We start from the raw sequence: 353 nt of genomic DNA, 5'->3' as shown, positions 1-353 counted from the left end.
ATGATACATATTGATAACTTGTTTATCAAATGAGATTCATATATCCAGCTGATGCTAAAGATCCAACTGAAACTGAAGTAAACCAAATAGAATAAATATCATTCCTATAGATGCTAATAATTNGGTATTTTTAATGATAAAAATGCTGTTTTATAATCTGGATTAATATTTTCTCCAATAACTTTTTTATAATACCATGCTACTACATTTGGATAGAAGTATGAATATATTATTGCTCCTAATATTGGTAATGCTATAGATAAGAACCCTAGCACTGCTGCTGAAATAACAAATAATATACTATCTGCAAAATTTTTTCCCATATGTTCAAATGCCCTTTTATATATATATAA

The sequence above is a fragment of the Candidatus Nanopusillus massiliensis genome (assembly GCF_920984865.1).
Note: the sequence above shows the minus strand (reverse complement) of the source record.